Origin of the sequence: Pseudomonas sp. BNK-7 (assembly GCF_048072025.1) — a bacterium.
In the GTDB taxonomy this organism is placed as follows: Bacteria; Pseudomonadota; Gammaproteobacteria; order Pseudomonadales; family Pseudomonadaceae; genus Aquipseudomonas; species Aquipseudomonas danubii.
On record NZ_CP182252.1, the window covers coordinates 4156840 to 4176480 of the forward strand.

At 63.5% G+C, this 19641-nt stretch carries 19 protein-coding genes; 13 read left to right on the top strand and 6 right to left on the bottom strand.

Annotated elements, in window-relative coordinates; all coding sequences use genetic code 11:
- Window positions 1–210: 210 nt before the first annotated feature.
- Complete coding sequence (locus tag ACMGF8_RS19375; protein ID WP_102865231.1) at window positions 211–1638, bottom strand: transglycosylase SLT domain-containing protein; 1428 nt, start codon at window positions 1636–1638, stop codon at window positions 211–213.
- 99 nt (window positions 1639–1737) lie between these two features.
- Window positions 1738–2505: a hydroxyacylglutathione hydrolase gene (gene gloB, locus ACMGF8_RS19380; RefSeq protein ID WP_416756978.1), complete on the bottom strand. Its 768-nt coding sequence runs from the start codon at window positions 2503–2505 to the stop codon at window positions 1738–1740.
- A 65-nt stretch (window positions 2506–2570) separates the two neighbouring features.
- Here gloB and ACMGF8_RS19385 point away from each other — a divergent pair, with 65 nt between their 5' ends.
- Together ACMGF8_RS19385 and rnhA are read left to right on the top strand one after the other, a co-directional pair.
- Window positions 2571–3329 carry a methyltransferase domain-containing protein gene (locus ACMGF8_RS19385; RefSeq protein ID WP_102865229.1) on the top strand — a complete coding sequence of 253 codons (759 nt, stop codon included), beginning with the start codon at window positions 2571–2573 and terminating at the stop codon, window positions 3327–3329.
- Window positions 3330–3437: 108 nt separating this feature from the next.
- The gene (rnhA, locus tag ACMGF8_RS19390; RefSeq protein ID WP_102865228.1) at window positions 3438–3887 is read left to right on the top strand and encodes a ribonuclease HI; all 450 of its coding nucleotides are present in this window, start codon (window positions 3438–3440) and stop codon (window positions 3885–3887) included.
- A gap of 5 nt (window positions 3888–3892) precedes the next feature.
- Here the strand turns inward: rnhA and ACMGF8_RS19395 are convergent, their stop codons facing one another.
- Window positions 3893–4216 carry a DUF2388 domain-containing protein gene (locus ACMGF8_RS19395; RefSeq protein ID WP_102865227.1) on the bottom strand — a complete coding sequence of 108 codons (324 nt, stop codon included), beginning with the start codon at window positions 4214–4216 and terminating at the stop codon, window positions 3893–3895.
- A 180-nt stretch (window positions 4217–4396) separates the two neighbouring features.
- On the opposite strand from ACMGF8_RS19395, the gene dnaQ reads away from it, so the two are divergent.
- The 3 genes from dnaQ (at window position 4397) to ACMGF8_RS19410 (ending at window position 8437) form a co-directional block, all read left to right on the top strand.
- Window positions 4397–5146, top strand: coding sequence for a DNA polymerase III subunit epsilon (dnaQ, locus tag ACMGF8_RS19400; protein ID WP_102865226.1), 750 nt, complete (start codon window positions 4397–4399; stop codon window positions 5144–5146).
- A gap of 442 nt (window positions 5147–5588) precedes the next feature.
- Window positions 5589–7844, top strand: coding sequence for an Orn/Lys/Arg decarboxylase N-terminal domain-containing protein (locus ACMGF8_RS19405; protein WP_102865225.1), 2256 nt, complete (start codon window positions 5589–5591; stop codon window positions 7842–7844).
- 14 nt (window positions 7845–7858) lie between these two features.
- The gene (locus ACMGF8_RS19410) at window positions 7859–8437 is read left to right on the top strand and encodes a GNAT family N-acetyltransferase (RefSeq protein WP_102865224.1); all 579 of its coding nucleotides are present in this window, start codon (window positions 7859–7861) and stop codon (window positions 8435–8437) included.
- A 5-nt stretch (window positions 8438–8442) separates the two neighbouring features.
- Here ACMGF8_RS19410 and ACMGF8_RS19415 read toward each other — a convergent pair whose 3' ends face one another.
- Both ACMGF8_RS19415 and ACMGF8_RS19420 read right to left on the bottom strand, forming a co-directional pair.
- A complete protein-coding gene (locus ACMGF8_RS19415; protein ID WP_102865223.1) occupies window positions 8443–9336 on the bottom strand; it encodes a LysR family transcriptional regulator in 894 nt (297 codons plus the stop codon).
- 74 nt (window positions 9337–9410) lie between these two features.
- Window positions 9411–9647 (bottom strand): hypothetical protein, encoded by a 237-nt coding sequence (locus tag ACMGF8_RS19420; RefSeq protein ID WP_102865222.1) that lies wholly within the window; start codon window positions 9645–9647, stop codon window positions 9411–9413.
- A gap of 215 nt (window positions 9648–9862) precedes the next feature.
- Here ACMGF8_RS19420 and ACMGF8_RS19425 point away from each other — a divergent pair, with 215 nt between their 5' ends.
- Together ACMGF8_RS19425 and ACMGF8_RS19430 are read left to right on the top strand one after the other, a co-directional pair.
- Complete coding sequence (locus ACMGF8_RS19425) at window positions 9863–10420, top strand: NADPH-dependent FMN reductase (protein WP_102865221.1); 558 nt, start codon at window positions 9863–9865, stop codon at window positions 10418–10420.
- Window positions 10421–10567: 147 nt separating this feature from the next.
- A complete protein-coding gene (locus ACMGF8_RS19430; protein ID WP_102865220.1) occupies window positions 10568–11854 on the top strand; it encodes an arsenic transporter in 1287 nt (428 codons plus the stop codon).
- An 85-nt stretch (window positions 11855–11939) separates the two neighbouring features.
- Here ACMGF8_RS19430 and ACMGF8_RS19435 read toward each other — a convergent pair whose 3' ends face one another.
- Window positions 11940–12917 (bottom strand): DUF1853 family protein, encoded by a 978-nt coding sequence (locus ACMGF8_RS19435; protein ID WP_180988627.1) that lies wholly within the window; start codon window positions 12915–12917, stop codon window positions 11940–11942.
- Between the two features lie 162 nt (window positions 12918–13079).
- Here ACMGF8_RS19435 and ACMGF8_RS19440 point away from each other — a divergent pair, with 162 nt between their 5' ends.
- Genes ACMGF8_RS19440 through pepN form a run of 6 tightly spaced genes read left to right on the top strand, consistent with a single transcriptional unit; the run spans window position 13080 to window position 19580 of the window.
- Window positions 13080–13970, top strand: a complete 891-nt coding sequence (locus tag ACMGF8_RS19440) for an NAD(+) kinase (RefSeq protein ID WP_007920913.1) — start codon at window positions 13080–13082, stop codon at window positions 13968–13970.
- Window positions 13967–14941, top strand: a complete 975-nt coding sequence (locus tag ACMGF8_RS19445) for a metallophosphoesterase (RefSeq protein ID WP_416760335.1) — start codon at window positions 13967–13969, stop codon at window positions 14939–14941. The genes ACMGF8_RS19440 and ACMGF8_RS19445 overlap by 4 nt, the downstream gene beginning before the upstream one ends.
- Entirely contained in the window at window positions 14938–15807 is an 870-nt protein-coding gene (locus ACMGF8_RS19450; protein ID WP_102865218.1) for a rhomboid family intramembrane serine protease, read from the top strand. The genes ACMGF8_RS19445 and ACMGF8_RS19450 overlap by 4 nt, the downstream gene beginning before the upstream one ends.
- A 15-nt stretch (window positions 15808–15822) precedes the next feature.
- On the top strand, window positions 15823–16083 hold the full coding sequence (locus ACMGF8_RS19455; RefSeq protein ID WP_011061566.1) for a YeaC family protein: 261 nt from the start codon (window positions 15823–15825) through the stop codon (window positions 16081–16083).
- Window positions 16080–16910: a DUF2797 domain-containing protein gene (locus tag ACMGF8_RS19460; protein WP_102865217.1), complete on the top strand. Its 831-nt coding sequence runs from the start codon at window positions 16080–16082 to the stop codon at window positions 16908–16910. The genes ACMGF8_RS19455 and ACMGF8_RS19460 overlap by 4 nt, the downstream gene beginning before the upstream one ends.
- Before the next feature lie 12 nt (window positions 16911–16922).
- On the top strand, window positions 16923–19580 hold the full coding sequence (gene pepN / locus ACMGF8_RS19465) for an aminopeptidase N (RefSeq protein WP_416756979.1): 2658 nt from the start codon (window positions 16923–16925) through the stop codon (window positions 19578–19580).
- Window positions 19581–19641: the final 61 nt, after the last annotated feature.

A 19641-nucleotide genomic window follows, 5' to 3' on the forward strand; every position in this document is an offset into this window, starting at 1 on the left:
GTGCTCCGTACAGTAACAGCTTGTATCAGCAGGAAAAAGCGCGCTTTTTCTGCGGCTGGTGTAGCCAGGGGGTTGGTTCCCGTTGGGGCGCGCAGCGCCCCTTGATCCAGGCGCCGCGTGACTTCAGATACCCCCAGCTTTCAGGGCTTGCCGGTGCTGCGCACTGGAGCGCAAGCCCACTGCCTCGCTACAACGAGCCGGGTTGCCCTGTCAGTGCGGCAGGTAGACCGTGAGCATCTGGCCCGGCTTGAGAGCCTGGGCTGCGCGCGGGTTCCAGCGCTTGAGGTGCTGCATTTCAACATTGAAACGCTTGGCCACGATGTACAGCGAGTCGCCTTGCTTGACCTTGTAGCGGGTCGATTTCTGCTTGCTGCTGGCCACGCTGGTTTTCTTGCCGGCGCTCTTGCGGGTGTCCTGCATCACCAGGGTCTGGCCGACCTTGAGGTTCTTGCCACTGAGCTTGTTCCAGCGTTGCAGGTCCTGCACATCCACCTTGTTGGCCTTGGCGATCAGGGTCAGGTTGTCGCCGTTCTTGACCCGATAGATGCGCTTGGGCCGCAGCGAGTCGCGGCCTTCGTCGCGGTCGAAGACCGGCTTGAGGGAGCGTTTGCTGATCAGCTCTTCGGGTTTCATGGTGGACAGGCTGGTGGTCAGCAGCTGTGCCTTGGACGTTGGCACCAGCAGGTGCTGGGGACCGTCGACGGTGGTGCGCTGCTTGAACGCCGGGTTGAGCTGGAACAGCTCGTCCTCGTCAATGTTGGCCACCGCCGCGACCTTGGACAGGTCCATGCGCTGGTTGATTTCCACCACCTGGAAGTAGGGTTCGTTGGCGATCGGGTTGAGATTGACGCCGTAGGCTTGCGGGGCCAGCACCACCTGGGACAGGGCCAGCAGCTTGGGTACATAGGCCTGGGTTTCCGTCGGCAGCGGCAGGTTCCAGTAGTCGGTGGGCAGGCCGAGCTTCTCGTTACGCTCAATGGCCCGGCTGACCGTGCCTTCGCCGGCGTTGTAGGCGGCCAGTGCCAGCAGCCAGTCGCCGTTGAACATGTCGTGCAGGCGGGTCAGGTAGTCCAGAGCCGCGGTGGTCGACGCGGTGATGTCGCGTCGGCCATCGTAGAAGCGGGTCTGGCGCAGGTTGAAGTAGCGACCGGTGGCCGGGACGAACTGCCAGAGTCCCACCGCATCGGCCCGGGAATAGGCCAGCGGGTTGTAGGCGCTTTCGATGACTGGCAACAGCGCCAGTTCCAGCGGCATGTTGCGCTCTTCGAGACGTTCGACGATGTAGTGGATATAGAGGCTGCCGCGCTCGCCGGCGTTTTCCAGGAAGGAAGGGTTACTGGCGAACCACAGGCGCTGTTGTTCAATACGCGGGTTGACGCCCTGGCCTTCTTGCAGTTGGAACCCCTGGCGCATGCGTTCCCAGACATCCTGGGGGACTTGCGGGCTTGGCTGGTTGCTCAGCCAGATGGGTTTCTGCTTGATGCGGGCGTTGAAATTCTGAGTGTGTGTCGCGTCGCTCTGCGGGGCATGACCGGTGCTTTGGCAGCCCGCAAGAGTCGCTGACACAGCTACCGCGATGGCCTGGGCCAAGCGCGTCAATGCGTCTGAACTGATGGAATAACGAATAGATGACGACATTGGCTGGAAGTAAGTTCCGGGCAAAAATGTCGGGCGATTCTAGAAAGCACCTGGGGTGCGGTCAACCATTCAGAATTTTTGTGCCAACAGTTGGCCGGCTTAGAACTTATCTTTCCAGGCCCTCAGGGCCGCAAAGACCGCACTCTGGGACGGGTTATCCTGGCCATTCCGTTCGTCCGCTTTTTGTTTAACGGATGTTTCACCGGTACGTAAAAACGGGTTGGTCAGTTTTTCCAGGGCCAGGGTTGATGGCAGGGTCATGCGCCCTTGCTCGCGCATCTGCGCGACCTTTTCCAGGCGCTGGGCAATGTCCGGGTTGGTGGGTTCCACTGCCTGGGCGAAGCGCAGGTTGCTCAGGGTGTATTCGTGGGTGCAGTAGATCAGGGTGTCGTCCGGCAGCGCGGCGAGGCGGCTGAGGGAATGGTGCATCTGCTCTGGGGTGCCTTCGAACAGGCGCCCGCAACCGGCGGCGAACAGGGTGTCGCCACAGAACAGCAGGCCGTGATGGTAGTAGGCAATATGCCCCAGGGTATGGCCCGGTACGGCAAACACCTCGAAGTCCCAGCCGAGGATGTTGGCGTGGTCGTTGTCGTTCAGGGCCACGTCGCGTCCGGGGATCTTTTCTTGTGCCGGGCCGTAGACCGTGGCGCCACTGTGCTGTTTCAGGTGCTCGACACCGCCGACATGATCGTGGTGATGGTGGGTCACCAGGATGTCGCTCAGGCTCCAGCCCGGGTGCTGTTCCAGCCAGGCCAGTACCGGCGCCGCATCCCCGGGATCGACGACGGCGCAGCGCTGGCTGCGATGATCTTGTAACAACCAGATGTAGTTGTCGGTGAAGGCGGGCAGGGCACTGATCTGTATCATCTTTGGATTCGCCAAGCGGAAAACAATGGCGCATCTTAGAACTTCTTGGCGTGTTGGAGAATGCAATGACCGATAAAGCCTTCGCTCAGGCAGATCCCGACTGGCTGGCCCTGATCAGTGCGGCCCGGGACTGGTTGTCCGGTCCTCTGGGGCAGTTTCTGCTGGATGAAGAGCGACGCATGCTTGAAGAAGAGCTGGGGCGTTTCTTCGGCGGTTACCTGGTGCATTACGGGCCCTCGGCGCAGACCCCGCCGGCGGCGCCCCAGGTGCAACGCAACGTACGCCTGGGCGCGCCGTTGCCCGGGGTCGAGATCGTCTGTGAGGAACAGGCCTGGCCCCTGAGCGAACATGCCGCCGATGTGGTGGTGCTGCAACACGGTCTGGATTTCTGCCTGTCGCCCCACGGCCTGCTGCGCGAGGCGGCCAGCAGCGTAAGGCCCGGCGGCCACTTGCTGATTATCGGTATCAACCCCTGGAGCACCTGGGGCCTGCGCCACGTCTTCGCCCATGACGCCTTGCGCCAGGCTCGCTGCATCTCGTCGTCGCGGGTGGGCGACTGGCTCAACCTGCTGGGGTTCGCGCTGGAGAAACGCCGCTTCGGGTGCTATCGTCCGCCGCTTGCCTCGCAGGCATGGCAGGCACGATTGGCGGGCTGGGAGCGCAAGGCCGGGCAGTGGCAACTGGCCGGCGGCGGCTTTTACCTGCTGGTGGCGCGCAAGATCGCCGTCGGCCTGCGCCCGGTGCGCCAGGTGCGACGCGAACCCATGGGCAAGCTGTTGCCACTGCCCATGGCCAAGGTCAATCGCCGTAACAGCGAACCCTGACGACCTGCAGCAACCTTCTTTTTATATAGACCGGCCGAGTGACCTCGGCCCTGGGCGCTGTCGACCGCAATCGGCAGGCCACTGGCAATTTTCTGATGGAAGGCGTGGATGAGCGATAGCGTAGAAATCTTTACCGACGGTGCCTGCAAGGGCAATCCCGGCCCTGGTGGCTGGGGCGCTTTGTTGGTGTGCAAGGGGGTCGAGAAGGAACTCTGGGGCGGCGAAGCCAACACCACCAATAACCGCATGGAACTGATGGCGGCGATTCGCGGCCTGGAAGAGCTCAAGCGCCAGTGCGACGTGTTGCTGGTCACCGACTCGCAGTACGTGATGAAGGGCATCAACGAGTGGATGGCCAACTGGAAGAAGCGCGGCTGGAAGACCGCCGCCAAGGAGCCGGTGAAGAACGCCGACCTGTGGCAGCAACTGGATGAGCAGGTCAACCGCCACAACGTCACCTGGAAATGGGTGCGTGGCCACACTGGCCATCACGGTAACGAGCGTGCCGACCAGTTGGCCAACCGGGGTGTGGACGAGGTTCGCGGCTACAAGGGCTGATGGCGTTACAGGGTGAGGATCGCCGCAGCCAGTTGGGTATCGCTGTAGGGCGGGTTGTGCAGCACCTGGCGAATCCTCTGCAGCGCCGACTCCAGCTGTACGCCGCGAATCGTCCCGTTGCTGGCGATAAAGGCCGCGGCATCGCTGCGGGCTTGCAGGACGATCTTGTCGTCCTTGAACGAGCTGCTGATCCCGGCGGTGCCTTCGCTGCTGGTCAGCAGCCCGCTCATGCTCAAGTCGGTGCTGATCACCAGGCTGGTGGCCTGGCCGGGGTTGTTGAACAGACCGGCCAGCAGCAGGATTGGCAGGTAGCGCCGGAGTGTCGTCATGGCTGGGGAAGTCCGTGGGGAAGATCGGCGGCACCCTAGCAGGCGAGCCTTCGGCCCACCTCAGCAGCTTTGCTAATAACTGTTAAAAAGTGCGCGGCAGCGGCGTGACCGGGGCGCGCACAGTCCATGGGCTGGGCATGCTAAAATCCCGCCCTTTGCCAGATTGAGAACGGACCACTGATGGCCAACAGATCTGTTGTACTCGATACCGAAACCACCGGTATGCCGGTGACCGACGGTCACCGGATCATTGAAATCGGTTGCGTCGAGTTGATCGGTCGGCGCCTGACCGGGCGGCATTTCCACGTTTACCTGCAACCGGATCGCGAGAGTGATGAGGGCGCCATCGGCGTTCACGGCATCACCAACGAGTTCCTGGTGGGCAAGCCGCGTTTCGCCGAAGTCGCCGATGAGTTCTTCGACTTTATCAAGGGCGCGCAGCTGATCATCCACAACGCGGCGTTCGACGTTGGTTTCATCAACAACGAATTCGCCTTGATGGGGCAGCACGAGCGGGCAGACATCACCCAGCACTGCACCATCCTCGACACCCTGATGATGGCCCGTGAGCGGCACCCGGGGCAGCGCAACAGCCTCGACGCCCTGTGCAAGCGCTACGGTGTCGACAACTCCGGCCGTGAATTGCACGGCGCCTTGCTCGACTCGGAGATCCTGGCCGACGTCTACCTGACCATGACCGGTGGCCAGACCAGCCTGTCCCTGGCGGGCAATGCCTCGGATGGCAACGGCTCTGGCGAAGGTGCGGGCCGGGCCTCGGAGATCCGCCGCTTGCCGGCCGAGCGGCCGCGGGGGCGGATCATCCGCGCCAGCGAAGCCGAGTTGGCCGAGCACCAGACGCGCCTGGAGATCATCGCCAAGTCTGCCGGCGCCCCGGCCCTGTGGACCCAGTTGCTCGAAAACCAACACTAAGCCGTTGTCGTCCGTGGCCCTGTAGCCACTGCCGCAGGCTGCGAACGGCTCCTTAGGAGATGCGGCGCTCTTGAGGGCGCTGGAGATTTGGCGGGAGATCGTCAAGCAAGGTCCTGCGGACCTTTTCGCAGCCTCGCCGTGGCTCGGCAGCGGCTACAGGGTAATGCCGAGCCGAGAGTGTTGTAGCCGCTGCCGCAGGCTGCGAACGGCTCCGAAGGCGACAGAGGTTTGTCGGGAGATCGCCAAGCAAGGCCCTGTGGGCCTTCACGCAGCTTCGCCATGGCTCAGCAGCGGCTACAGGTGTGTGGGGCGTGGGCCGGCAATTGTGCCTGTGCGACCTTTTGTTACATCCAGTCTGTGCTCGGGGTGACAGGCGACGCCAGGAGCTTCTACCCTGAGTCCATTGGCGGGACCTACCCGCCGCCTCAGGACAGCCTGCCCCATGTATAAAGACCTGCAGTTTCCGATCCTGATCGTGCACCGCGATATCAAGTCCGACACGGTGGCGGGAGACCGGGTGCGGGGCATCGCCCGGGAGCTGGAGAAGGACGGGTTCAGCATCTTTTCCGCGGTCAACTACGCCGAAGGGCGACTGGTGGCTTCTACCCATCACGGCCTGGCGTGCATGTTGATCGCTGCCGAGGGCGCCGGGGAAAACACCCATCTTCTGCAAAACATGGTGGAGCTGATCCGCCTGGCCCGGGTACGCGCACCCTTGTTGCCGATCTTCGCCCTCGGGGAGCAGATGACCCTGGAAAACGCCCCCGCCGATGCCATGAGCGAGCTCAACCAACTGCGGGGCATTCTCTATCTGTTCGAGGACACGGTGCCGTTCCTGGCCCGGCAAGTGGCCCGGGCCGCGCGCAATTATCTCGACGGCCTGCTGCCGCCGTTCTTCAAGGCCCTGGTGCAGCACACCGCCGATTCCAACTATTCCTGGCACACCCCGGGGCACGGCGGTGGCGTGGCCTATCGCAAGAGCCCGGTGGGCCAGGCGTTTCACCAGTTCTTCGGGGAGAACACCCTGCGTTCGGACCTGTCGGTGTCAGTGCCGGAGCTGGGCTCGCTGCTGGACCACACCGGGCCCCTGGCGGAAGCCGAGGCGCGGGCAGCGCGCAATTTCGGTGCCGACCACACCTTCTTCGTGATCAATGGCACCTCCACCGCCAACAAGATCGTCTGGCATTCCATGGTGGGGCGCGATGACCTGGTGCTGGTGGATCGCAACTGCCATAAATCGGTGTTGCACTCGATCATCATGACCGGGGCCATCCCCCTGTACCTGTGTCCTGAACGTAATGAGTTGGGGATCATCGGGCCGATTCCCTTGAGCGAGTTCAGCCCCGAGTCGATCCAGGCCAAGATCGACGCCAGTCCGCTGACCCGTGGCCGGCCGCCCAAGGTCAAGCTGGCGGTGGTCACCAACTCCACCTATGACGGCCTGTGCTACAACGCCGAGCTGATCAAGCAAAGCCTGGGCAACAGTGTCGAGGTGCTGCATTTCGACGAGGCCTGGTATGCCTACGCGGCCTTCCACGAATTCTTCGCCGGGCGTTACGGCATGGGCACCTCGCGCTCCGCTGACAGTCCCCTGGTGTTCACCACCCATTCCACCCACAAGCTGCTGGCGGCTTTCAGTCAGGCGTCGATGATCCATGTGCAGGATGGCGGCGCCCGACAACTGGATCGGGACCGCTTCAACGAAGCCTTCATGATGCACATCTCGACGTCGCCGCAGTACAGCATCATTGCCTCGCTGGATGTGGCCTCGGCGATGATGGAAGGGCCGGCGGGGCGCTCGCTGCTGCAGGAAATGTTCGATGAAGCCCTGAGCTTCCGCCGGGCCCTGGCCAATCTGCGGCAGAATATCGCCGCCGATGACTGGTGGTTCTCGATCTGGCAGCCGGAACGGGTCGAAGGCATCGATCAGGTGCGCACCGGCGACTGGTTGCTGGAGCCCGAAGGCGAGTGGCACGGTTTTGCCGGCGTCACCGACGACTATGTGCTGCTCGATCCGATCAAGGTGACCCTGGTGATGCCTGGGCTTACCGCTGGCGGGGCCTTGAGCGAGCACGGAATTCCCGCGGCTGTGGTCAGCAAGTTCCTTTGGGAGCGCGGGCTGGTGGTGGAAAAGACCGGGCTCTATTCGTTCCTGGTGCTGTTCTCCATGGGCATCACCAAGGGCAAGTGGAGCACGCTGCTCACCGAGCTGCTGGAGTTCAAGCGCAACTACGACGCCAATGTCAGCCTGGCCAGTTGCCTGCCCAGCGTGGCCGGGCAGGACCCGCAGCGCTATCAGGGCATGGGCTTGCAGGATCTGTGCGACCAGTTGCATGCCTGCTACCGCAGCAACGCCACGGCCAAGCACCTCAAGCGCATGTACACCGTGCTGCCGGAGGTGGCGATGAAGCCTGCCGATGCCTACGACCAACTGGTGCGCGGCGAAGTCGAGGCGGTGTCCATCGATCAACTGCAGGGGCGTATCGCCGCGGTGATGCTGGTGCCATACCCGCCGGGTATTCCGCTGATCATGCCCGGTGAGCGATTTACCGAAGCGACCCGCTCGATCATCGACTACCTGGCCTTTGCCCGAGCTTTCGACAGCAGTTTCCCGGGGTTCGTCGCCGATGTGCATGGCCTGCAGCATGACGACCAGGGCCATGGCCGGCAGTACACCGTCGATTGCGTCAAAGCATGAGGAGTTTTCCTGCTATGCAACCTGTGGTGAATCCCAAGTATCCGGGACTGGCGATCCGTGTGGCCGACGAGGGCTTCGCCGCCTACGTCTGGGGCAGCGACTTCAGCTTCGAAGTCAGTGCCTACGCCGAGGCTGAGCGGGGCATGCCGGTGGCGGACTGGCCGCTGCGCAGGATCGTGCCTTACCGCAAGTGCTATGGCATCGATCCCGAGGAATTCAGCAGTTACCGCAACGCCGCGGACAGCGAGATCTTCATGGCCTACCTGGACGATCAGCCCGTGGGGCACGTGGTGGTCAGCACCAATTGGAACGGTTACGGGCATATCGACGAGTTGGCGGTGCATGCGCCGGCCCGACGGCACGGCGTCGCCAAGGGGCTGCTGGAGGTGGCGCAGTTCTGGAGTCGCAAGAAGCAGTTGCCGGGGGTGATGCTGGAAACCCAGAACAACAACCTCGGCGCCTGTCGCCTGTATGAGCGTTGCGGCTACGTGGTGGGCGGGGTGGATCACCTGCGTTATCGCGGCATCGATCCGAATACCAGCGAGGTGGCGATTTTCTGGTACCGGCTGTTTGCCGATGAGCCTCAGGCGTAACGGTCCTAGCCGGCCAGCAGCGTTTCGGCCTGCTCGGTCAGCAGTTCCAGCAGGGCGCCGAGCAGGGGCGAGTCCTCGCCGGAACTGCGGCGCAAGGCGTACAGCGTGACACTGATGGGGGGTGACAAGGGGCAGGCATCGAGCCCGGCGCCACGGGCACCCACGGCGGTGAACGGGTCGACGATAGCCAGGCCCTCACCGGCCTCCACCAGGCTGCGCATCATCTGGTAGGTCTGTACCCGGGTCTGGATTACCGGGCTTGGCCGCAGATTCTGCAGCTTGCTGGTGAGTATCACGCTCAGCGGGTCCTGGCCCTCCAGGCCCACCATGGCCTGGCCCGCCAGCTCCTGCAGGGCCACGTATTTCTGTTTGGGTTGCAGCCAGCCATGGGGCGCCAGCAAAAACAGCTTGCCCTGAGCCAGGGCCTGGCTGTGGATGTCCGGGTGTTCGGGGTCATGCAGGCTCAGGCCCAGGTCACAGTCGTGCAGCAGCAGGCTGTGGACCATGTCGCGGGTGCTCTGGCTGAGGAGGCTGCAGGGCGTATCGGCGAAGCGCCGGCGCAGGGCCGCGATGCATTGAGGCAGCAGTTGCTGGACCAGAGGGGGCGTGCCGACGATGCGCAAAGGCGGTGCCTGATGAAACCTCAGGCTGTCAGCCAGGCGTTGTACCGGTTCGAAAGCGTCGTACACCCGGTTGATTGCCGGTTGCAATTCCCGGGCTTCGCGAGTGGCCTGCAAGCGCCCGCGCACGCTGGCGAACAGCATGAACCCCAATTGGCTTTCGGCATCGCGTAGCAGGGCTTCGACTTCAGCCACCGAGAGTTGCAGCAGCTCGGCGGCGGTGCCCAGGTGGGCGGTTTGCAGGAGCGCCTGAATCACTTCGATATGACGTAAACGCATGCTTGAAGTCCATGTCCAGCCGGTTAGGGAGTCAGGCGTTGAATCCTACCCCAAGTCCGGGCCGGCGGGCATGATCACTCACTGACATAGGTTTCCGGCTCCCGCACGATGGTGACGTCCGATTGCACCAGCAGGAATTGATTGTCATCGAGCTTCTTGACCCGGTCGCCAATGGCCAGGCGGTAGGTGGTAACGGGCTCCGAGCTGGCCTGGTCGCCCTCTGCGGGCATGGATTCCTGGAACTCGTGCACTGAATACACCCGTCCCTCGGCATCTCTTGCATGGAATTGTCCGACAAGTACTGCTGCCATCTTTAGAGCCTCTGGAGATAAAACACGCAAATTCGGTGCTGTAGACCCGACGTGTGCAAGGTAAGTTTTGCCGGCCGGAAAAAATAATCCGCCGTCGCAGCGCACGGCCTCCCAGGTCTTGGAGCTTATGCAGGGAAATGGTTTGTGTGGGGTAGCAGGCGACCCCCAGGCTCATCTATAACTAACACCTTCTTCAAGCCAAGGGTTGGAATGCAATGAGCAATGTCTACAAAGTCGCAGTGCTGGTCGGCAGTCTGAGAAAACAATCCCTGAATCGCAAGGTAGCCCTGGCGCTGGCCGAGCTGGCGCCGGCGAACCTGCAGTTGAGCATCGTCGAGATTGGCGATCTGGCGCTGTACAACGAAGACATCGACGTGACGCCTCCCGCGGCCTACACCCGCTTTCGCGAACAGATCGGCGCTGCCGATGCGGTACTGTTCGTCACCCCGGAGTACAACCGCTCGGTACCGGCAGCCCTGAAGAACGCCATCGACGTCGGTTCGCGTCCCTATGGCAAAAGTGCCTGGAGCGGCAAGCCCGGAGCGGTGATCAGCGTTTCCCCCGGGGCCATCGGCGGCTTCGGTGCCAACCACCACCTGCGCCAATCCCTGGTATTCCTCAATGTGCCGTGCATGCAGCAGCCTGAAGCCTACCTGGGCGGCGCCGGCTCGGCGTTCGACGAAGCGGGCAAGCTGTCGGAAGCGACCCGGCCGTTCCTGCAGAACTTCATCACCGCCTACGGCCAATGGGTCGAGCAGCACAAGAAGGCTTGAGTGCTGTCTGTCACCCACATTCTCCTGCTGTGGTAGGCGCCGGCTTGCCGGCGAACGGGCTCCTGGGGCTTGTATCAGCCTCAGGTGCACGGTCGCTGGCAAGCCAGCTCCTGCGCTAGCCCCCTCTTTATTCAAGATGTCTTAGTCATGTTGATTGCAGTATCGATTTTCTTGCTGACCATTACCCTGGTGATCTGGCAGCCCAAAGGCCTGGGCGTCGGTTGGAGCGCGGTGTTCGGCGCGCTCCTGGCCCTGTTGTGCGGCGTGGTGCAACTGGCCGACATCCCGGTGGTGTGGCAGATCATCTGGAACGCCACCGGCACCTTCGTTGCGCTGATCATCATCAGCCTGCTGCTGGACGAGGCCGGGTTCTTCGCCTGGGCGGCCCTGCATGTGGCGCGCTGGGGGCGGGGCAGGGGGCGACGGCTGTTCGCCTTCATGGTGCTGTTGGGAGCCCTGGTGTCGGCACTGTTTGCCAACGACGGCGCGGCGCTGATCCTCACGCCCATCGTCATTTCCATGCTGCTGGCCTTGCGCTTTTCTGCCGCCACGACCCTGGCTTTCGTCATGGGGGCCGGCTTCATCGCCGACACTGCAAGCTTGCCGCTGGTGGTGTCGAACCTGGTGAACATCGTCTCGGCGGACTTCTTCGAGATAGGTTTCAACCGTTATGCGGCGGTGATGCTGCCGGTCAATCTGGTGAGCGTCGCGGCGACCCTGGCGGTGCTGCTGTGGTTTTTCCGCCGGGACATCCCCGAAGAATACGATCCGCGCCAGTTGGCCGAACCCAGCAGCGCCATCCATGACCGGGCGACCTTCATCGCCGGCTGGTGGGTGCTGCTGATCCTGCTGCTGGGCTGTTTTGCCCTGGAGCCGCTGGGGATTCCCATCAGCGCCATTTCCGCGGTATGCGCCACCTTGCTGCTGGTGATCGCGGCGCGTGGGCACAAGATCTCCACCCGCAAAGTGCTCAAGGAAGCGCCATGGCAGATCGTGATTTTCTCCTTGGGCATGTATCTGGTGGTTTATGGCTTGCGCAATGCCGGGCTGACCGGGTACCTGGCGGGCTGGCTCGACGGCTTTGCCGTTGGTGGCGTCTGGGGGGCGGCGCTGGGCACCGGATTGCTGACGGCGGGGCTGTCATCGGTGATGAACAATTTGCCCACGGTGCTGATCGCTGCCTTGTCCATCGATGCCAGTCAGGCCACCGGAGTGGTCAAGGAAGCGATGATCTACGCCAATGTCATTGGCAGCGACCTGGGGCCGAAAATCACCCCCATCGGCAGCCTGGCCACATTGCTTTGGCTGCATGTGCTTGAACGCAAGGGCATCCATATTGGCTGGGGTTATTACTTCCGGGTCGGCATCGTGCTGACACTGCCGGTGCTGCTGGTGACCCTGGCGGCCCTGGCGTTGCGGCTTTCCCTGGCATAGCGAAACCCCACCGAGCCGGCTTGCCGGCGAAGGGGGCGGGAGATGTGTGCCCGGCGGGGGAGGACTTTCGCTGGCACGCCAGCGCCTACGCAGGTTGGGCTCTGGGCGCAAGGGGCTGGGTTGCGGGGACGTTGGGCCAGAGGTCGGCCACCAGGAACAGGCGTTCGGCTTCTTCCCAGCCCCCTTCGGCTGTTTCCACCAGCCGTACCAGCAGTTGCGCCGGGGCCTGGGCGTCCAGTTCTGCAAGCCATTGCTGCAGTTGCCCGGCCGTCCAGGCCTGTTCGGCCGGATAGTGAGCCGGAGCCAGCCAGGCGTGGCGGGGCAGGGGCTGCCAACGCCCGGGTGCGCTCTGGGCGATGAAGGCGGGCCAGTCCCGCTGGTGCAGCCAGCGCCCTCGCAGGTGCTGCGGGTGAGCGCCTTGAGGCGGTTCGGCGTGGCCCGGCCAGGGATAGAGCAGGTAGCCCCCCAGCCACAGGTGGGCGCTGAACTGCTGGATGTCCAGCGCCGCCAAGGCTTCGCGGCTTTCGGCGCGGGCGGAAATCGGCAGTTGGTGCTCGTCCAGGTGCGCCAGCTTGCGGTCCAGGCGGTCGTGGCAGCCCGGGCCAAGCCATTGCGCGCTGTCGCGGCCGTTGCCGTGCTGCGGGCCCAGGTACAGCTTGATCGCCAGCTCCAGGTGATGCACGCCTTCGCGGTCGCGCAGCAGCATGTCCAGTTCACCGAGGGTGTGCCCCTCACGGCGGATCGGCAGGTTGGCCGCCAGCAGTTCCACCCCCGGTGCATGCTGCACGGCAAATTGCCAGAGGCGTTCGTAGTACAGGCCCAGGCGCCGGGTCCGCCCCTGATTCAGCCAATGGCGCAAGGCGCGGCTGTCCAGATCCTGGCATCGCAGCCAGTGGGCCAGCAGTTGTGGCGCCAGCACCCAGTCGCTGCCGGCCAGGGGGTGGCGCTGTGGCCAGGGCGTATGGCTGAGCATCGGCGGCGCGAGGATGACCCAGGCGAGGTCGCGGACTTCAGGTTGACGCAACTGGCGGGGGAGGCTGAGCAAATCCGGGAACAGGAGCATCTTGCGAGCATAGACGCAAACCTGTGGCGTTCGCGATAAATGCGTGCCACTCGCAGTTGCATCGCCCGCTCCTAAGCGCCAGTGGCTGAAAGGATTTTGTCTAACGCCGGGTTTCGCCCATAATCCTCCGTTTCGCCCGTACCCGAATTCCGCAGGAGCCCCATGGAGCAGTTTCGCAATATCGGCATTATCGGTCGCCTGGGCAGTTCCCAGGTGCTGGACACAGTTCGCCGACTGAAGAAGTTTCTGCTGGCGCGCCACCTGCACGTGATCCTTGAAGACACCATCGCCGAAGTGCTGCCGGGCCACGGTCTGCAGACCTCCTCGCGCAAGCTGTTGGGCGAGGTCTGCGACATGGTCATCGTGGTCGGCGGCGACGGCAGCCTGCTGGGCGCCGCCCGGGCCCTGGCCCGGCACAATATTCCGGTGCTGGGGATCAACCGCGGCAGCCTGGGCTTTCTCACCGACATCCGCCCCGATGAGCTGGAAGTCAAGGTCGCCGAGGTGCTCGACGGCCACTACCTGGTGGAAAACCGCTTCCTGCTGCAGGCCGAAGTCCGCCGTCACGCCGAGGCCATTGGCCAGGGCGATGCGCTCAACGACGTGGTGCTGCACCCGGGCAAGTCGACGCGGATGATCGAGTTCGAGATCTACATCGACGGCCAGTTCGTCTGCAGCCAGAAGGCCGACGGCCTGATCGTCGCCACTCCTACCGGTTCCACGGCCTACGCGCTGTCCGCCGGCGGTCCGATCATGCACCCCAAGCTGGATGCCATTGTGATTGTGCCGATGTACCCCCATACCTTGTCTGGAAGGCCGATCGTGGTCGATGGCAACAGTGAGCTGAAAATCGTCGTGTCCAAAGATATGCAGATCTATCCGCAAGTCTCCTGTGACGGGCAGAACCACTTCACCTGTGCCCCGGGCGACACCATCACGGTCAGCAAGAAGGCGCAGAAGCTGCGCCTGATCCATCCGCTGGACCACAACTACTACGAGGTCTGTCGGACCAAACTCGGCTGGGGCAGCCGACTGGGCGGTGGAGGCGACTGATGCTCGATCCCGCGCGTAGCTACGACCTGATCGGTGACGTGCACGGTTGCGCCCTGACCCTGGAGCACTTGCTGGATCGGCTCGGGTACCACAAGCAGGGCGGCGTCTGGCGGCATCCGTCGCGCATGGCGGTGTTCCTCGGTGACATCATCGACCGCGGCCCGCGAATCCGTGAATCCCTGCATATCGTCCACGACATGGTCGAAGCTGGTCAGGCGCTGTGCATCATGGGCAACCATGAGTTCAACGCCCTGGGCTGGAGCACTCCGGCGGCGGCCGGCAGTGGCAAGCAGTTCGTGCGTGAACACACGCCGCGCCATGCCCGGCTGATCCACGAGACCCTGACCCAGTTCGAACACCACCCGGGCGACTGGCACGACTTCCTCGAGTGGTTCTATGAACTGCCGCTGTTCGTCGACGCCGGGCGCTTTCGCGTGGTGCACGCCTGCTGGGATGCGGGCCTGATCGCCCCGCTGCGCCAGCAGTACCCCAACGGCTGCATCGACCGCGAGTTCCTCCAGGCCTCGGCGCTGCCCGACAGTTTTGCCAGCACCGCCTTCGATCGCCTGCTGCGCGGCACCGACATGCGCCTGCCCCACGGCCTGACCATGACCAGTGGCGACGGCCTGACCCGGGCGTTCTTCCGCACCAAGTTCTGGGAAGACGACCCGCAGACCTACGGCGACATCGTCTTCCAGCCCGATGCCTTGCCCGATCCGGTGGCGCGCACGCCGTTGTCCCCGGCCGAGAAAAACAGCCTGCTGCGCTACGGCGCCGACGAACCGATGCTGTTCGTCGGCCACTACTGGCGCAGCGGCAAGCCGGCGCCGATCCGGCCCAACCTGGCGTGCCTGGATTACAGCGCGGTGCTCTACGGCAAGCTCGCCGCGTATCGCCTGGACCAGGAAACCCGCCTGGACCCGAATAAATTTGTCTGGGTCGACGTCGAGCGGCCCGAGGTGTTGCGATGAGCGCGGTAGCGGTTTTGCGTCTGCCCCTGGCCACGGATCTGAGTGGCTTCGTCAAGCTGCTGCAGCGCATGCAGGTGCCGCACCGGGTCAGTGAGGAGGCCGGCGAGCAGGTGCTCTGGGTGCCGGAATCCATCAGTGAGGATGTGCGGGGCCTGTACCAGCGCTTTCCCCAGGGCGATCCCGAGCAGCAACTGGATATTCCGCAGGCGGCCACCCCGGCCCGCGTCGGCCTGGGGGAGCAGTTGCGCCGCAGCCCGATGACCGCGCTGATCCTGCTGCTGAGCCTGGCGGTGTGCGGCATCACCCTGCTGGGGGACAACCTGCAAACCCTCGGCTGGTTTACCTTCCTCGAGTTCCGCGTGGTCGGCGACTACATCCAGTTCAGTTCCCTGGCCGACAGCCTGGCGGCGGGGCAGTGGTGGCGCCTGGTGACGCCGATGCTGATCCACTTCGGCATCCTGCACATCGCCATGAACGGCATGTGGTACTGGGAGCTGGGGCGGCGTATCGAGTTGCGCCAGGGCAGCATCAACCTGCTGGGCTTGACCCTGCTGTTCAGCCTGGTGTCCAACTACGCCCAATACTATTTCAGTGGCCCGACCCTGTTCGGCGGCCTGTCCGGGGTGCTCTACGGTCTGCTCGGGCATTGCTGGATCTACCAATTGCTGTCCCCCAACCCCATCTACCGCCTGCCCCGGGGCGTGCTGGTGATGATGCTGGTGTGGTTGCTGCTGTGCCTGTCCGGGCTGGTGTCGATGATCGGTTTCGGCGAAATCGCCAACGCCGCCCACGTCGGCGGGCTGCTCGTCGGTTGCCTTACTGGTTTGTTGGGCGGCTTGTACAGTCGCCGTAAACTGGCCCTTTGAACGCTGGAGTCTTGTATGTCGTCCTTTGTCGAAATGATCGAAAACATCACCCCCGAGATCTACCAGAGCCTGAAGCTGGCGGTAGAGATCGGTAAATGGTCCGATGGCCGCAAACTCACCGCCGAGCAGCGCGAGCTGTCTCTGCAGGCGATGATCGCCTGGGAAATGCAGAACCTGCCCGAGGACCAGCGCACCGGCTACATGGGCCCGCAGGAATGCGCTTCGAAGTCGGCGCCGGTGCCGAACATCCTGTTCAAGTCGGATGCCATCCATTGATCGAGATTGGCCGCGGCTCCATCAGCAAAATGTCGGCACGCCTGGACGGGCCGAATGTTCAGTACGCTTTTCGCCTGGGTGACAGCGAGGTGCCAGTCAACCCCCTGATCGGTACCCGGGTGCGCCTGGAATACCTGGGGGCGATCCACTGCACCCACTGCGGGCGCAAGACCAAGACCAGTTTCAGCCAGGGTTACTGCTATCCGTGCATGACCAAGTTGGCCCAGTGCGATATCTGCATCATGAGTCCGGAACGTTGCCACTACGACGCCGGCACCTGCCGCGAGCCGTCCTGGGGCGAGCAGTTCTGCATGACCGATCACGTGGTCTATTTGGCCAACTCCTCGGGGATCAAGGTCGGCATCACCCGCGCCACCCAGTTGCCGACCCGCTGGCTCGACCAGGGCGCCAGCCAGGCGCTGCCGATCATGCGCGTGGCGACCCGCCAGCAATCGGGCTTCGTCGAGGATCTGTTGCGCTCCCAGGTGGCGGACAAGACCAACTGGCGTGCCTTGCTCAAGGGCGATGCCCAGGCGGTGGACCTGGTGGCGGTGCGCGAGCAACTGTTTGAATCCTGCGCCGAGGGCCTGTTGGCCCTGCAGGAGCGTTTCGGCCTGCAGGCGATTCAGCCGGTGACCGATATCGAGCCCCTGGAAATCCGTTACCCGGTCGAGCAGTACCCGGCCAAGATCGTCAGCTTCAACCTGGACAAGAACCCGATTGCCGAAGGCACGCTGCTGGGGATCAAGGGCCAGTACCTGATCTTCGACACCGGCGTGATCAACATTCGTAAGTACACGGCCTACCAGCTCGCCGTGCATCAGTAGAAGGAATTCGCCATGCGCACCGATCAACCGAAGATGATCTACCTGAAGGACTATCAGGCCCCCGAGTACCTGATCGACGAGACCCACCTGACCTTCGAGTTGTTCGAGGACCACAGCCTGGTCCATGCGCAGCTGGTGATGCGTCGCAATCCGGCCCGTGGCGCCGGGCTGCCGCCGCTGGTGCTGGATGGCCAGCAGCTGGAGCTGCTATCGGTGAGCCTCGCCGATCAGCCGCTGAGTGCTGACGACTACCAGCTGGACGACAGCCACCTGACCCTGCACCCCACCAGCGCCAGCTTCACCCTGGACACCAGCGTGAAGATCCACCCGGAAAGCAATACCGCCCTGGAAGGCCTGTACAAGTCCAGTGGCATGTTCTGCACCCAGTGCGAAGCCGAGGGCTTTCGCAAGATCACCTATTACCTCGACCGCCCGGATGTGATGAGCAAGTTCACCACCACCGTGGTGGCCGAGCAGCACCGCTACCCGGTGCTGCTGTCCAACGGTAACCCGATTGCCAGCGGCCCCGGTGAAGACGGCCGGCACTGGGCGACCTGGGAAGACCCGTTCATGAAACCCGCCTACCTGTTCGCCCTGGTGGCCGGCGACCTGTGGTGCGTGGAAGACAGCTTCCGCACCCAGAGCGGCCGCGATGTGGCGCTGCGCATCTATGTCGAGCCGGAAAACATCGACAAGTGCCAGCACGCCATGAACAGCCTGAAAAAGTCCATGCGCTGGGACGAAGAGACCTACGGCCGTGAATACGACCTGGACATCTTCATGATCGTTGCGGTCAACGACTTCAACATGGGCGCCATGGAAAACAAGGGCCTGAACATCTTCAACTCCAGCGCCGTGCTGGCCCGTGCCGAAACCGCCACCGACGCCGCCCACCAGCGGGTCGAGGCCATCGTTGCCCACGAATACTTCCACAACTGGTCGGGCAACCGCGTGACCTGCCGCGACTGGTTCCAGCTCTCGCTCAAGGAAGGCTTCACGGTGTTCCGCGATGCCGGTTTCTCCTCGGACATGAACTCGCGCACCGTCAAGCGCATTCAGGACGTGGCCTACCTGCGCACCCACCAGTTCGCCGAAGACGCCGGCCCCATGGCCCATGCCGTGCGCCCGGAAAGCTTTATCGAGATTTCCAACTTCTACACCCTGACCGTGTACGAAAAGGGTTCGGAAGTGGTGGGCATGATCCACACCTTGCTCGGGGCTGAAGGTTTCCGTAAGGGCAGTGACCTGTACTTCGAGCGCCATGACGGTCAGGCCGTGACCTGTGACGACTTCGTCAAGGCCATGGAAGATGCCAATGGCGTCGATCTGACCCAGTTCAAACGCTGGTACAGCCAGGCTGGTACGCCACGGCTGGCGGTCAGCGAGTCCTACGACGCCGCCGCCAAGACCTACAGCCTGACCTTCCGCCAGAGCTGCCCGCAGACCCCGGACAAGGTGGAGAAACTGCCGTTCGTGATCCCGGTGGAGCTGGGCCTGCTGGACTCGAAAGGGGCGGGCATGGCCCTGCGCCTGTCCGGCGAAAACGCCGCCCAGGGAACTTCCCGGGTGATCTCGGTGACCGAGGCCGAGCAGACCTTCACCTTCGTCGACATCACCGAACAGCCGCTGCCTTCGCTGCTGCGCGGCTTCTCGGCGCCGGTGAAGCTGAGCTTCCCCTACAACCGCGACCAGCTGATGTTCCTCATGCAGCACGACAGCGACGGTTTCAACCGTTGGGACGCCGGCCAGCAGTTGGCCGTGCAAGTGCTGCAAGAACTGATTGCCCAGCATCAGCAGGGGCAGGCGCTGGTGATGGACGAGCGTCTGGTGACCGCCCTGGGCACCGTGCTGGCGGATGACAGCCTGGACCAGGCCATGGTCGCGGAAATGCTGTCCCTGCCGGGCGAGGCCTATCTGACCGAGATCAGCGAAGTGGCGGATGTCGAGGCGATCCATGCAGCGCGCGAGTTTGCTCGCCAGCAACTGGCTGACAGCCTGTTCGATGCGTTGTGGAAGCGTTACCAGACCAACCGGTCAGTGTCCAAGGCCACGGCCTACGTGGCCGAGTCCGAGCATTTCGCCCGTCGCGCACTGCAGAACATTGCCCTGTCATACCTGATGCTCACCCACAAGCCCGAAGTGCTGGCGGCGGCCATCGAGCAGTTCGACAGCGCCGACAACATGACCGAGCGCCTCACCGCCCTGGCGGTGCTGGTCAACTCGCCGTTCGAGGCCGAGAAGACCCAGGCTCTGGCAGTGTTCGCCGAGAACTTCAAGGACAACGCCCTGGTCATGGACCAGTGGTTCAGCGTCCAGGCCGGCAGCCCGTTGCCGGGCGGCCTGGAGCGGGTCAAGGCGCTGATGCAGCACCCGGCGTTCAATCTCAAGAACCCGAACAAGGTGCGGGCGTTGGTGGGGGCCTTTGCCGGGCAGAACCTGATCAACTTCCATGCGGCGGATGGTTCGGGTTATCGCTTCCTGGCGGATCTGGTGATCCAGCTCAACGGCTTCAACCCGCAGATTGCCTCGCGGCAACTGGCACCACTGACTCGCTGGCGCAAATACGACAGCGCCCGCCAGGCGCTGATGAAGGGCGAACTGGAGCGCATCCGTGCCTCCGGCGATCTCTCCAGCGACGTGTTCGAAGTGGTCAGCAAAAGCCTCGCCTGACGGCGGCAGCGGCTACACCTGTAGCCGCTGCTGAGCCTGCGAAGCTGCGCCAAGGTCCGCA